Below are 13042 nucleotides of genomic sequence, written 5' to 3'. Positions count from 1 at the left end.
GGATTCCCATGCCGCGTGTTTTGATATCCTTTCTCACCTTCCATTGGGCGGCCGCGTTCGCGCTGCTGTCGATGGCGTGCGTCATGGGCGGAAATGGCGGCGCCGCGCAGGCGCTGGGCATGCTCGGCCTCGCGGAGGGCGACCTGCTCGCCCATGCCGCCGCGACGCCGCTCCTGTCGCTCGCTTCGGCGGTCTGCGCGATGCTCTTCTTCTGGGCCTTCGCCGCATCCGTGTTGGGCGATCCCGCGGCTGAAGGCGGCGATGTCACGAGCATGGCGTTTGCTTCGGCGGCCCTTTTGATCTCGCTGCTGATGATTTGCGGATCGGTGAATGTCGTGGCCGGGCTCTATCCGGCCGTAGCCGTTCATCTGGCGGCGCTGTTGGCATCTTATCTGGCGATCCAGGCCGAGCGCCTCGCCGCCGTCATCTCTGCATCGCCGGGTGAAAACGACATCCGTGCAGCCGCGCGCATCATGGCGCTCGGCGCTGCGCATGTTTCAATGCTGTCGCGCCTGTCCGGGCGAACCGACGCAAATTTTGGTGGAGGCAACTGATGCGCTACGTGCTCGCGCTCTGGGCTCTGCCGCTGGTCATATTCTGGGGCTGGTACGGCCTCTCGTATCACGACATCCATTTCGGCTATGTCATGCTGACCCGGCAGGCCCACGACCTCGTGTTCCAGCTTTACGGCGAGACGCTCGGCATCGACCCCGGGATCATCCCCGGCATGGTGGCGAAGGCTTGTGTCCTCGACACGCTGATCCTGCTCGCCATCTACGCATTTCGCCGCCGCCGGCAGGTGGTGGCCTGGGCAAGAATCCGCCGCGAACGCTATCTTGGCGTGATTTCCTCGCCCAATGCGTGAAGCCGGTCCAGTACGCCCTGCAGGATAAAGGCGGCCGCCGCCGAATCGATCTTCGTCTTCCGCTTGGCGCGCGACATGTCCATCTCGATCAGCGTGCGCTCAGCCGCGACTGTCGACAGGCGCTCGTCCCAGAAGGCGAAGGGCAGCTCGGTCATCCGGGCGATGTTGCGGACGAAGGCGCGCGACGCCTGCGCGCGGGGGCCCTCGCTGCCGTCCATGTTGACGGGCAGGCCTATCACCACCGCGCCGGCATTCTCCCGCCCAAGCAGGTCGAGCAGGGCCGTCGCGTCGACTGAAAACTTCTTCCGGATGATGACGGGGCGCGGATGCGCGAAGGAAAGCCCGCGGTCCGATACCGCCACGCCGATCGTCTTGTCGCCGAGGTCGAGCCCCGCGAGCGTCTTGCCGCCGGCGAGGTGGGCGGGCAACTCCTCGATGGTCGAGATGCTCAAGACGTCATGGCTTTCCTTTTGACTTGGACCGCCTGCGTTCTATCCTTCCGGCGAGGAAAAATCGAGGAGACGCTAGCATGAAACTGACCTGGTTCGGACATTCCGCTTTTCGTGTGGAAGCAGGCGGCGCCAGGATCCTTATCGATCCTTTCCTCACCGACAATCCGTCGTGGAAGAAGCCGTGGCAGGGCCCGGCCGAAGGCGTCACCCACGTCCTGCTCACGCACGGCCACAGCGACCATATCGGCGACGCGGCCGACATCCTGAAGGCGACCGGCGCGATGCTGGTCGCCAATTTCGAGGTCTGCATGTATCTGGTCGGCAAGGGCGTCAGCGGCGACAGGATAAACCCCGGTAATCTCGGCGGCACGGTCGATTGCGGCGGCTTCACCACCACATTTGTCCAAGCGCTGCACTCCTCGTCATTTCCCGGGGAGGGCGGACAAAACACCTATCTCGGCAATCCCGGCGGCCTTGTCCTGCATTTTCCGGACGAGCGAACGCTCTACCACATGGGTGACACCGACATCTTCTCGGACATGGCCCTGGTCAACGAACTGCACGAGCCGAAGATCGGCATCGTGCCGATCGGCGACCGCTTCACCATGGGCGGCGCTGTGGCCGCACTCGCCTGCCGCCGCTTCTTCAAGTTCGAGACGGTGATCCCCTGCCACTACGCCTCCTTCGGCATGATCGACCAGACCGCCGAAAAATTCACGGCCGGCATGGAAGGCTCAGGCGTGGAGGTCGTTCTGCCGAAGGTGGGCGAAGCGCGGGACGTTTAGCCGCGAACGGACTGAACCAGACATCATTGTTGCGCGCGCCGCGCCGCGCCGGTATAGCGCGGGCGACCCATCCCGTTTCTTGCCGAGGCACGAATGTCCGTTGATCTCCAGACAGTGAAGCGCGTTGCGCATCTCGCCCGTATCGCCGTGACCGAGGAAGACGCCGAGCGCATGACCGGCGAACTCAACGCCATACTGGGTTTCGTCGAGCAACTGAACGAGGTCGACGTGACCGGCGTCGAGCCGATGACTTCGGTGACGCCGATGGCGATGAAGAAGCGCGCCGATATCGTCACCGACGGCAGCAAGGCCGGTGATATTGTCGCCAATGCGCCGGCGACCGACGAGAATTTCTTTCTCGTGCCGAAGGTCGTGGAGTAGCACCGTGGCACTGTCCATCGCGGTCGAGACCCCGCTGCAGGACGACGTGCGCATGCTCGTCGCCGAACTCAACGCCTATCTGATCCCGCTGACGCCGCGCGAGTTTCAGTTCCAGCTGACCGTCGAACAGATGGCCGATCCGACGGTGACGCTATTCGTCGCGCGCGACGAGAACGGTCGCCCGGTCGGCATGGGCGCTCTCAAGGAGCACGGCGACGGGCTGGGCGAGGTCAAGCGCATGTTCACGTTGCCTTCGGTGCGCGGTCAGCGTGTCGGGTCGGATCTCTTGCAGCGCATCGAGCAGCTTGCGCGTGAAGAGGGAATGATCCGGCTCGTTCTCGAAACCGGCGAAGCCGAAGGTTTTGAGCCGGCCTACCGTGTCTATGAGCGCGGCGGATTTACAGTTTGCGGCGCAGTTTTGGACTATCCAGACTCCGGCTTTTCCCGCTTTTACGAAAAGAAGATTGCCTAATGACCGACTTGACGAAACTGACCATCGCCGAGGGGCGCGAAAAGCTCCGCGCCAGGGAAATTTCGGCGGCCGAACTGACCAATGCCTATCTTGCCGCTATCGACGCTGCCAATCCCGCCTTCAACGCTTACGTCGCCGTCACCCACGACAAAGCCCGGGAGATGGCGAAGGCTTCCGACGAAAAGCTCGGCCGGGGCGAGGGCGGCGCGCTCGAAGGCATCCCGCTCGGCATCAAGGATCTGTTCGGCACCGAAGGCGTGCACACGCAGGCCTGCAGCCATGTGCTGGACGGTTTCAAGCCGCGTTACGAGTCGACCGTCACCGCCAATCTTTGGGCCGACGGCGCGGTCATGCTGGGCAAGCTCAACATGGACGAATTCGCCATGGGCTCGTCCAATGAGACTTCCTACTACGGTCCTGTCGTGAATCCTTGGCGGCGCTCGCGCATCGACACTGTGGTGATGCCCACGACGCACCAGGGCGACGGCGGATTTGTTTCCTCGGGAGGCGCGACCAAGACCCGCACGCTCGACAATGCTCAGCTCGTGCCAGGCGGCTCGTCGGGCGGTTCGGCGACGGCCGTCTCGGCATGGCTCTGCGCAGGCGCCACCGCGACCGACACGGGCGGGTCAATCCGCCAGCCCGCGGCGTTCACCGGCACGGTCGGCATCAAGCCGACCTACGGCCGCGTCTCGCGCTGGGGCGTGGTAGCCTTCGCCTCCTCGCTCGACCAGGCGGGGCCGATCGCGCGCGATGTGCGCGACGCCGCCATCATGCTCAAATCCATGGCTTCCGCCGACCCGAAGGACACCACTTCGGCCGATCTCCCGGTACCCGACTATGAAGCCGCCATCGGCCGTCCAATCAGGGGCATGAAGGTCGGCATTCCGAAGGAATACCGTGTAGACGGCATGCCGGAAGAGATCGAGGCGCTTTGGCAGAAGGGCATCGCCTGGCTGAAGGATGCCGGCGCGGAGATCGTCGACATTTCGCTGCCGCACACCAAATACGCGCTGCCGGCCTACTATATCGTCGCGCCAGCCGAAGCCTCGTCCAACCTCGCCCGCTATGACGGCGTCCGCTACGGGCTACGCGTGCCGGGCAAGGACATCACTGACATGTACGAGCAGACCCGGGCCGCCGGTTTCGGCCGCGAGGTCAAGCGCCGCATCATGATCGGCACCTACGTGCTGTCGGCCGGCTATTATGACGCCTACTATTTGCAGGCGCAGAAGGTCCGCACTCTGATCAAGCGCGATTTCGAAAACGTCTTTGCCGCCGGTATCGACGTGATCCTGACGCCGGCCACGCCTTCCGCCGCCTTCGGCATTGCCGACCAGGACATGAATGCGGACCCGGTGAAGATGTACCTGAACGACATCTTCACCGTGACGGTGAACATGGCCGGTCTGCCGGGCATCGCGGTGCCTGCCGGCCTCGACGCGTGCGGCCTGCCGCTCGGCCTGCAGTTGATCGGCAGGCCATTCGACGAAGAGACGCTGTTCCAGACCGCCCATGTTATCGAGCAGGCGGCAGGGCGGTTTGAGCCGGAGAAATGGTGGTAGAGATTCCCCCGCCATCAATGAGGTGACGGGATGTTCTTTTATCTCTCGAAGGTCTTCGGCTTCTTCGCCCAGCCGCTGAATTTTTCGATTCTGCTTCTTGCGGCCGGCCTGCTCGCCGCTTTCTTTGGCTGGCGGCGCACCGGTTTGACGCTGGACATCGCCGCGGCCGCAATTCTCATATTGTCGGCCTGGACGTCCCTCGGAGCCGTTCTGCTCAACCCGCTGGAGGAGCGGTTCGCCCGGCCGGCCTGCCTTTCCCAATCCGTCGACGGCATCGTTGTCCTAGGCGGAGGTTTCGAAGGCGCGGTCAACCTGGCGCGCGGCGGCTATGAGATGAACAGCGGCGGCGACCGCTTCGTCGAGGCCGCCATTCTCGCCCGCCGCTATCCCACCGCGAAGATTGTCGTCACCGGGGGAACCGGAGCGCTCATCCTCAAGGGCGAAGGCGACGCCGACACGGCGCCGCGGCTGCTGACCGCGCTCGGCGTAGCGCCCGTGCGGCTGATCCTCGAAAACCGCTCGCGCAATACGTTCGAGAATGCCGTATTCACGAAGGAGCTGGTGACGCCGCAGCCTGGCGAAACCTGGCTGCTGGTAACCTCCGCCTTCCATATGCCGCGCTCGATGGCGCTGTTCCGGAAAGCCGGCTTCGATGTGCTGCCCTGGCCGGTCGACTACCGCACATCGGGCGAGGAGGGGTTCGGCTTGTTCCGCGACAATGCCGCCGACGCCCTCCAGAACACGACGGTAGCGATCCGCGAATGGATCGGTCTGTTCGCCTACTGGCTGTCGGGCCGGATCGACGATCCGTTCCCCGGACCGGCCTGAGGCGTTTCCTCGATGACTGCGAGCCTTGCGGCCGAAAAGAACTGCCGACGCAACAGCACCGCAAACAAAAGCGTCGTGGTCAGCGCGAATGCCTCCGGGCCGACGAACCAGCCGAGATAGCCGAGCGAAAAGAAGACTCCGCGCAAGCCGGCGTTGAAATGCCGGCCGGCCAGCACGTTCATGCGCGTCGCCCGGCCGATCGCCGCCTCCATGGCCGCGGGATCGGCCGCGCCTTCCTTGTGCATCGGTACCGCGCCCACCAGGATGGAGCAATAATTGAACAGCCGGTACGACCAGCCGAACTTGAAGAAGGCATAGGCCAGCAGCGCCATCAGGCCCAGCACCTTGATCTCGAAAACCTGGCGCGAAGGCGCATCCGCCAGCGGCAGGTCCGAAAGCACCGACAGCACGTCGTTGGATGCGCCAAGCAGGGCGAAGCAGCCTCCAAGGGCCAGCAGCGAACTCGATGCGAAGAAAGCCGTGCCCTGCTGCAGCCCGACCATGATGCTGGTGTCGATCATGCGCAGTTCGCGCCGCGCCATCGTGCGCATCCAGGCTTCGCGCTGCGCGTTCATGGCCGTAGTGAGCGACATCCGGCCGACCAGCCTGCCGTCGGCAGCGAGGCCGTGCACCACCCATATCGCCAGGAAAAACGCCAACGCCGCAATGTCGGCACCGGTCAGGAACAGAGAATCGCCCATGGCGAAAATTCTTATCACGAAACGATCCCGAATATCCGCTCCGCCCCGCTGTCCGGGCGAGCCGCAATCCGGTCACAGGCCTTGATAATGCGTTTACGGTAAATTGCGCCTAAGTCTCTGATTTGATTAAAATGCGCAGCGTGATTGCATGGCAGCCATGCAGAATCCGCCTCGCTTTCGCCATTTTTCCCATTGCGAAGCGGCCGGCAACGGCCTAACTACACGCTCCAGAAATGGGGCCGGAAACAAGACGGCGAGACAGCCGCTCCGGGGGCGACAGGTAAACAGGAAAACTATGGACGACGGCATTCAGAAGTCCTGCTGGGGCGTGACCGCCAAGGCAGTAGTCGGGTTTGCGAGCATTCTTCTCTTGGCCTGGCTTGTTGGCGGATCGGAAACCGCGGCGGTCCTGGCGGCAAGCTGAACCAGGCCACATCGACGGAATTTGCAGGAAGACGCGGGGTTCTCCCCGCGTCTTTTTCTTTGGCCGGACAGCGGCCGCGTCGTTGGTGGAGCAGGCGGGGTCGGACCCCGGTAAGCCCAGTCGCTCAAAACAGCGGAAACATCGCACTATATGCGATACGCTGAGTAATTCGCTGCAGGAGCGCCAGGCTTGTTCCTTTCGGTATTCGACCTGTTCAAGATAGGGATCGGCCCATCCAGTTCGCACACGATGGGGCCGATGACGGCTGCGCGTCGATTCCTCGACGAGATAGCAGGGGACGACTGGCCGCGCCCGGCCGGCGCGAAGGTCGAGCGCATCGCCGTAAGCCTGCATGGCTCGCTCGCCTATACCGGCATCGGCCACGGCACCGACCGCGCAGTGATTCTCGGGCTCGCCGGCGAAACGCCGGTAACCGTCGATCCCGATCTGGCCGACGGCGTCATTGGGAAGATCAAGGCTGAGGGCCGGATCTTCCCGCCGGGGCATCCGTCCTACCGCTTCGATCCCTCTGCTGACCTTGTGCTCGACAAGAAGACGCCGCTGCCCGGCCACGCCAACGGCATGGCGTTCTACGCCTACGATTCGGACGATCGCCTACTCTTGAAGCGAATCTATTATTCGATCGGCGGCGGTTTCGTAGTCTCCGAGGAAGAATTGCAGCGCATGAAGACGCGCGCGGCCGCGCCCGCCGGCCCAAAGGTGCCGTACCCGTTCAGGAACGCTGTCGAAATGCTGGACATGGCCAGGCGCAGCGGCCTGTCGATCGCCGAGATGAAGCGTGTAAACGAAGAAATCCACATGCCGCGCGAGGAACTCGACGCCGGGCTGGACCGCATCTGGGATGCGATGCGCAGCTGCATCGAGCGCGGCCTTTCGCAGGACGGCATCATGCCCGGCGGCCTCAAGGTTCGCCGCCGCGCGCGCATGCTGCACGACAAGTTGCAGGAGCAGTGGAGCCAGAACCGGCCCAACCCGCTGCTCGCCAATGACTGGCTGTCGATCTACGCCATGGCGGTCAACGAGGAGAATGCCGCCGGCGGCCGTGTCGTGACGGCGCCGACCAACGGCGCGGCGGGCACGCTGCCAGCAGTGCTGCGCTATTGGCTGCATTTCCATCCCGAAGCCGACCAGCCGAGCATACGCGATTTCCTGCTGACGGCCGCGGCGGTGGGCGGCATAATCAAAACGAACGCCTCGATCTCGGGAGCCGAAGTCGGCTGCCAGGGCGAGGTCGGCTCGGCGTCCGCTATGGCCGCGGCAGGACTCTGCGCGGTCATGGGCGGATCGCCCGAACAGGTCGAGAACGCCGCCGAGATCGCGCTTGAGCATCATCTCGGCATGACCTGCGATCCCGTCGGCGGGCTGGTGCAGGTTCCCTGCATCGAACGCAACGCGCTCGGCGCGGTCAAGGCCGTCACCGCCGCCTCGCTCGCCATCAAGGGCGACGGCACGCATTTCGTGCCTCTCGACGCCGCGATCGAAACCATGCGCCAGACCGGCATGGACATGAATGAGCGCTATAAGGAAACCAGCCTCGGCGGCCTGGCGGTGAACGTGGTCGAGTGCTGATCCTACAGAGCCGCGCGTCTTATTAGACGTGCAAAGGACGCTGTAAGTCTTTGAATATGCGCATAGTGCTCACCGAAAATCGATTCCGATTTCCGGCCAACGCGCTATGCGTCGTCGAGCACGAACGTAACTTTCATATCGATGCGGTACTCGGAGACCTTGCCGTTGTCGACCTTGGCGACAATCTCCTTGACCCAGACCTGCTTGACGTTTTTCAGCGTCGCGGACGCGCGGTCGACACCGTGGGCGATCGCCCCCTCGATGGTCGAGCCGGATGCGGTGATCTCGGTATTTTTCGCTACTGACATGGGGTTCTCCTGTTTGCCTGCGCCCAGCACCGTGCGCAAACATGTGGACCCAACGCTGCCAGGCCTTTTTCGTTTCCAATTTGCGGCGTAGTAAACGCGCTATGGCTTTGAACCTGATAAAGCTCTGCGTCGGCTGCGACAGCGTCGAGGATTTGGAAGAGTGGATCGCCTTCCGGCTCGACGAACGCCGGCGCGCAGGCGAACCGGCCGAGCAATTCCACACGACACGCATGATGCCCACCCGTGGTAACGAGCTGCTGGATGGCGGCTCGCTCTACTGGGTGATCAAGGCGCAGGTCCAGTGCCGCCAGAGGCTGCTCGACATCCGGCCTTTCATTGATTCGGAAGGCATATCGCGCTGCCATTTGATCCTCGCCCCCGCCGTCGTGCGCACCGAATGGCAGCCGCGCCGCGCGTTTCAGGGCTGGCGCTACCTGAAACAACCCGACGCTCCGGCCGATATTGGAACCTCCCACGCGGAATTGATGGCTATGCCGCCTAAGCTGCGCCGCGAACTGGCCGAACTCGGCCTTCTTTAGCCGCGTGTCTCGCCGGCCGGCGATCTGCCGCCGGACTTGCAAGCGGGCCGGCTTCGCCACATCTTCTTCAGCATGAGCGACAAGAAGATGCCCGCAAAGGTTCCCGGTCCAGCGGCCCGCTCGGAATCTTCCGAAATCGAGGCCTTTGTCAGGCAGGCGCGCGCCCTCGGGGCCGTCGCGGGAAAGGGGCAGGGGCGCCTCATACTGGCGCTTGACGCAACGATGAGCCGCCAGCCGACCTGGGATCTCGCCTGCTCCTTGCAGGGCGAGATGTTCGATGCGGTCGGAAAGACAGGCGGCCTCAAGGTGCAGTTGGTCTATTTTCGCGGTCTCGACGAATGCCGCGCTTCCGCTTTCGTATCGGACACGGCGGGTCTGAAGCGCCTGATGAGCAGCATCGACTGCCGCGGCGGCCATACCCAGATCGGCAAGGTCCTGTCGTTCGCGCTGAAGGAGACCGCGCGCGAAAAGGTCAATGCGCTTGTCTATATTGGCGATGCGATGGAGGAGAAGATCGACGACCTGTCTGTGAAGGCGGGCAATCTCGGCCTGCACGGCGTGCCGGTCTTCCTCTTCCAGGAAGGCCGCGATCCGGCCGCCGAAGCCGCGTTCAAGGAGATAGCGCGCCTGTCGAAGGGCGCCTGGTTCCGCTTCGACCGCAATGCCGCTGCCACGCTTGCGAAACTGCTTTCTGCCGTGGCCGTGTTCGCCACCGGCGGCTTGAAGGCGCTTGAGGCGCGCGGCCGACCGGAAGACCGCCTGATGATAGAACATTTGCGGGGAAGCGGTTCGTAATGAGCATCTTTCTCGGCATAGTCACCGGCCTGCTGGTCCTGGTTCTCGTGGTGGCCACGTTCCTCCGGCTGGAACCGGCCGCCTTGGCCAACACCGTGCGCTATGCCGGTCCGGCCATACTCGCCGTCATCGGTGTCGGGGTGTTGTTCACCGGCAGGGCCGGACTGGGCGGCATGATATTGTCGGCGGCGCTGGCCTGGTTCACCTCAAGCCGGGTGCGTAGCGGGCGCAGAAAGACCCCCGGCAAGCGCTCCACAGTGCGAACCGCTGCGCTTGAAATGGAGCTCGACCACGACAGCGGGCGATTGGAGGGCTTGGTTCTGGCCGGCCGGCACGAAGGCCGGACGCTGGGCGACCTGGCGCTGAACGAGCTGCGCGAGCTTTATGCGGAGCTTCCGGGAGACCCCGAAAGTCGGCAATTGCTAGAGACGTATCTTGATGGCCGGTTTCCCGTCTGGCGCGAAGACCCGAATGCGGGTGGTGGCGAGGGGCTGGGCGTTCCGCCAGGTACGGGCGCCATGACTAAGCAGGAGGCCTACAAGATCCTTGGTCTTGAAGCGGGCGCCACCGCGGCGGATATCCGCAAGGCGCATCGCCGCCTGATGCAGCGCCTGCACCCCGACCTCGGCGGTACGTCTTTCCTGGCGGCGCGGATCAACGAAGCCAAGGACGTCTTGCTCACGAATCACAACTAGTTCTCCTTCGACACGATACTTTCCGGGAGACGCTGTTCCGCCGTTCGTCAGTTCTCGACGGCGTAACAGTCGATTTTCTTTCTCTTGAGCGCGGTGCAGGCCTTCCATGCCGCGGCCTTGGAATTGAAGCCGCCGAAGCGCGCGCGGTGATAGGTCACGCCGCCCTTGTCGAACGTCACCGTGTAGCCGGACGCATGGGCAAGAACCGCTGGCGCCTGCTTGGTCGTCTTGGCCAGCACGACCTCAGCCTCGGACTTGCTCGGCGACGATGCGACCTGGATCGCCCAGCCTGACTGCGCGACCGAAGCCGTCTCGACCGGATCCACATCGTCGCCAAAACGGTCGGGCGAAGGTTGCGCATAGGCCTGCTCCACCGGGGCGGATTCGAGGGTTTCCACAAACACGGACTTTGGCTTGGGAGTGGGCGCAACGTCTTCTTCGACGGCCGCAACCTCTTCCTCGACGGCCGCGACCTCGTCTTCCGCTGCGGCCACGACCTCTTCCTCGGGACGGGCTTCCGGCGTCGGCGCATCGTTCTTGGGCAGGAAAACCTTCGCGAGAGCGCTGATCGGCGAACCGCCGGCGCTGGCGACGAGAGGCGCGCCTTTGCCCTTGGTCGATGCCTTGGGCATGTACTGCCGGATCAATTCGGCCATGTGCTTGTCGCGCGAGCCGCCGCTGGTCCCGCCCATCACCACCGCGACGATGCGGCGGTCGCCCTGCGAGACGGACGAAACCAGGTTGAAGCCCGACGCGCGGGTGTAGCCGGTCTTGATGCCGTCGACGCCCTTGACGCGGCCGAGCAGGCGGTTGTGATTGGCCATGCGCTTGCGGCCATAGGTGAAGGACCGCGTCGAGAAATAGTTGTAATACTGCGGATAGTGCTCCTTCAGCGCGATGCCGAGGGTCGCCAGGTCGCGCGCCGTCGAGAACTGCGCCGTATCGGGCAGGCCGTGGGCATTGCGGAATACGGTGCCGGTCATGCCGAGCTTCCGCGCCTTGGCCGTCATCATCCGCGCGAACTCTTTCTCGGAGCCGCCCAGATACTCGGCAAGCGCCGTCGCCGCGTCGTTCGCCGACTTCGTCACCAGGGAATAGATCGCCGTTTCGACGGTGATGGAGTTGCCCGCTTTGACGCCGAGCTTCGTCGGCGGCTCGGCGGCGGCATTGCGGGAAACCGGGATGGAGGTCTTCTTGGTGATCTTGCCGGCGGCCATCGCCTCGAACACCATGTAGAGCGTCATCATCTTGGTCAGCGACGCCGGATAGCGCCGCAGATCGGCGCTGGAGGAAAACAGCGTCTTGCCGGTGTTGGCGTCGATGACGATCGCTGCGTATTTGGAATTTGCCGCCGACGGTCCCGTCGCGGCAAGTCCGATCGCGACGGCCAGCAAGGCGGCGACGACGGATTTCAATGGAGACGCGATGGATAGAAGAATGGCCGCAAACGCCTGACGCACTGCTATACCCTTTGAATTTCGTTGCACCAGAGGCGGCAAAGGTCCTGCCTCGCAAGCAAGGACCGTAAGGGCGTCAGCGTTACCAATCCGTTTATGGTAACCAGGACGTTCACCTTTTTTGTCGGGATTGAGCCGATTTTGAAACAAATGCCGTTAGCGCCGGGCAAATTGACTCTTTGTGCGGCGCACAATACGTTGAAGTGCAATGCACTGCGGGGAGCTTTCACGCCGCGAACCGAAGGGATCATCGCATGACACAGACGTTTGAAGATGCCGGCAATTACGGCAAGGAATTCATCGACAGCGGACTGAAGAGCTTCGCCGCCCTCTCCAAAAGCGCTCAGGCGATCGCAGCCGAAACCACCGACTACGCCAAGAAGTCGTTGGAGACCGGCAGCGCTGCGATGGAAAAGCTCCTGTCGGCGAAATCGCTCGAAAACGCGATCGAAATTCAGGCGGACTACGCCAAGCAAGCCTATGAAGGGTTCGTCGCCGAGGCATCCAAGCTCAGCGGCCTCTATGCCGACATGGCAAAGGACAGCTACAAGCCGTTCGAATCGATCGTCGCCAAGGCCGGCTAAGAAATCTCCAGAAGCTTTCCGGGCCGACGGCCCCGCCGCAAGACCCGGTCGCTTCGCGGCCGGGTTTTTTCGTGCCCTTTGCGATTAACCACCGGGGTTTGCTGAAAAACCCGCCCGGACAGACCTTCGACCATATTGTCAGCAAAAAAGAAGGGCTTAAAATTGCGCGTAGGCTACCTACATGACGGTCGGGTGAGGAACCCGCGAAAGGCAAGGCACTGGTGACGAACGGCGGGGATGCCACGATGGAATTCGTGGCGCGCATGCAAAACGGCGAAGGCGGGGGCAACGGCCCCGGCCGCGGCACGGCCGTAATCACGCGAACCAAGACCAAGACCAAGAAGCCGAGCCTGTACCGCGTTCTGATCCTCAACGACGACTACACGCCGATGGAGTTCGTCATCCACATTCTGGAGCGCTTTTTCCAGAAGGACCGCGAATCCGCCACCCGCATAATGCTCCATGTTCACAATCACGGAGTGGGCGAATGTGGGGTCTATACATTTGAAGTGGCCGAGACCAAAGTGTCACAGGTCATGGACTTCGCCCGTCAGAATCAGCATCCGCTGCAATGCGTGATGGAGAAGAAGTGAGGTTTTGA

At 63.2% G+C, this 13042-nt stretch carries 17 protein-coding genes; 13 read left to right on the top strand and 4 right to left on the bottom strand.

Going from position 1 to position 13042, the window contains the following annotated elements; all coding sequences use genetic code 11:
• Positions 1 to 8: 8 nt before the first annotated feature.
• Positions 9 to 554 (top strand): hypothetical protein, encoded by a 546-nt coding sequence (locus ACG873_RS11390; RefSeq protein ID WP_394891806.1) that lies wholly within the window; start codon positions 9 to 11, stop codon positions 552 to 554.
• Positions 554 to 865, top strand: a complete 312-nt coding sequence (locus ACG873_RS11385) for a DUF6105 family protein (protein WP_394891805.1) — start codon at positions 554 to 556, stop codon at positions 863 to 865. Before ACG873_RS11390 ends, ACG873_RS11385 begins: the two co-directional genes overlap by 1 nt.
• Here ACG873_RS11385 and ruvX read toward each other — a convergent pair.
• Positions 832 to 1317, bottom strand: a complete 486-nt coding sequence (gene ruvX, locus ACG873_RS11380; RefSeq protein ID WP_394891804.1) for a Holliday junction resolvase RuvX — start codon at positions 1315 to 1317, stop codon at positions 832 to 834. The genes ACG873_RS11385 and ruvX overlap by 34 nt on opposite strands.
• Positions 1318 to 1394: 77 nt before the next feature.
• Here ruvX and ACG873_RS11375 point away from each other — a divergent pair, with 77 nt between their 5' ends.
• From ACG873_RS11375 to ACG873_RS11355, 5 genes are all read left to right on the top strand, one after another.
• On the top strand, positions 1395 to 2102 hold the full coding sequence (locus ACG873_RS11375) for a metal-dependent hydrolase (RefSeq protein WP_394891803.1): 708 nt from the start codon (positions 1395 to 1397) through the stop codon (positions 2100 to 2102).
• Positions 2103 to 2195: 93 nt separating this feature from the next.
• The gene (gene gatC / locus ACG873_RS11370; RefSeq protein ID WP_394891802.1) at positions 2196 to 2483 is read left to right on the top strand and encodes an Asp-tRNA(Asn)/Glu-tRNA(Gln) amidotransferase subunit GatC; all 288 of its coding nucleotides are present in this window, start codon (positions 2196 to 2198) and stop codon (positions 2481 to 2483) included.
• Between the two features lie 4 nt (positions 2484 to 2487).
• Positions 2488 to 2955: a GNAT family N-acetyltransferase gene (locus ACG873_RS11365; RefSeq protein ID WP_394891801.1), complete on the top strand. Its 468-nt coding sequence runs from the start codon at positions 2488 to 2490 to the stop codon at positions 2953 to 2955.
• Positions 2955 to 4520 (top strand): amidase, encoded by a 1566-nt coding sequence (locus tag ACG873_RS11360; RefSeq protein WP_394891800.1) that lies wholly within the window; start codon positions 2955 to 2957, stop codon positions 4518 to 4520. The genes ACG873_RS11365 and ACG873_RS11360 overlap by 1 nt, the downstream gene beginning before the upstream one ends.
• 30 nt (positions 4521 to 4550) lie before the next feature.
• A complete protein-coding gene (locus ACG873_RS11355) occupies positions 4551 to 5348 on the top strand; it encodes a YdcF family protein (RefSeq protein ID WP_394891799.1) in 798 nt (265 codons plus the stop codon).
• On the opposite strand, the gene ACG873_RS11350 is transcribed toward ACG873_RS11355, so the two are convergent.
• Positions 5300 to 6049: a DUF599 domain-containing protein gene (locus ACG873_RS11350; RefSeq protein WP_394893459.1), complete on the bottom strand. Its 750-nt coding sequence runs from the start codon at positions 6047 to 6049 to the stop codon at positions 5300 to 5302. The two genes, ACG873_RS11355 and ACG873_RS11350, sit on opposite strands and share 49 nt — an antisense overlap.
• Before the next feature lie 613 nt (positions 6050 to 6662).
• Here ACG873_RS11350 and ACG873_RS11345 point away from each other — a divergent pair.
• Positions 6663 to 8063: an L-serine ammonia-lyase gene (locus ACG873_RS11345; protein ID WP_394891798.1), complete on the top strand. Its 1401-nt coding sequence runs from the start codon at positions 6663 to 6665 to the stop codon at positions 8061 to 8063.
• 104 nt (positions 8064 to 8167) lie between these two features.
• Here the strand turns inward: ACG873_RS11345 and ACG873_RS11340 are convergent, their stop codons facing one another.
• The gene (locus ACG873_RS11340) at positions 8168 to 8371 is read right to left on the bottom strand and encodes a dodecin family protein (protein ID WP_394891797.1); all 204 of its coding nucleotides are present in this window, start codon (positions 8369 to 8371) and stop codon (positions 8168 to 8170) included.
• A 101-nt stretch (positions 8372 to 8472) separates the two neighbouring features.
• On the opposite strand from ACG873_RS11340, the gene ACG873_RS11335 reads away from it, so the two are divergent.
• The 3 genes from ACG873_RS11335 (at position 8473) to ACG873_RS11325 (ending at position 10400) form a co-directional block, all read left to right on the top strand.
• Complete coding sequence (locus ACG873_RS11335) at positions 8473 to 8910, top strand: DUF1489 family protein (RefSeq protein ID WP_394891796.1); 438 nt, start codon at positions 8473 to 8475, stop codon at positions 8908 to 8910.
• A gap of 72 nt (positions 8911 to 8982) precedes the next feature.
• On the top strand, positions 8983 to 9705 hold the full coding sequence (locus ACG873_RS11330) for a VWA domain-containing protein (RefSeq protein WP_394891795.1): 723 nt from the start codon (positions 8983 to 8985) through the stop codon (positions 9703 to 9705).
• Positions 9705 to 10400: a DnaJ domain-containing protein gene (locus tag ACG873_RS11325; RefSeq protein ID WP_394891794.1), complete on the top strand. Its 696-nt coding sequence runs from the start codon at positions 9705 to 9707 to the stop codon at positions 10398 to 10400. The genes ACG873_RS11330 and ACG873_RS11325 overlap by 1 nt, the downstream gene beginning before the upstream one ends.
• Before the next feature lie 47 nt (positions 10401 to 10447).
• Here the strand turns inward: ACG873_RS11325 and ACG873_RS11320 are convergent, their stop codons facing one another.
• Positions 10448 to 11860: a D-alanyl-D-alanine carboxypeptidase gene (locus ACG873_RS11320; protein ID WP_394891793.1), complete on the bottom strand. Its 1413-nt coding sequence runs from the start codon at positions 11858 to 11860 to the stop codon at positions 10448 to 10450.
• 251 nt (positions 11861 to 12111) lie between these two features.
• Here ACG873_RS11320 and ACG873_RS11315 point away from each other — a divergent pair, with 251 nt between their 5' ends.
• Together ACG873_RS11315 and clpS are read left to right on the top strand one after the other, a co-directional pair.
• Entirely contained in the window at positions 12112 to 12441 is a 330-nt protein-coding gene (locus ACG873_RS11315; protein WP_394891792.1) for a phasin family protein, read from the top strand.
• Positions 12442 to 12704: 263 nt separating this feature from the next.
• A complete protein-coding gene (gene clpS, locus ACG873_RS11310; RefSeq protein WP_394893457.1) occupies positions 12705 to 13034 on the top strand; it encodes an ATP-dependent Clp protease adapter ClpS in 330 nt (109 codons plus the stop codon).
• Positions 13035 to 13042 lie beyond the last annotated feature (8 nt).

The organism is Allomesorhizobium aridi, assembly GCF_043769475.1.
Taxonomy (GTDB): domain Bacteria; phylum Pseudomonadota; class Alphaproteobacteria; order Rhizobiales; family Rhizobiaceae; genus Allomesorhizobium.
This window is presented reverse-complemented; position numbering and strand designations above follow the sequence as displayed.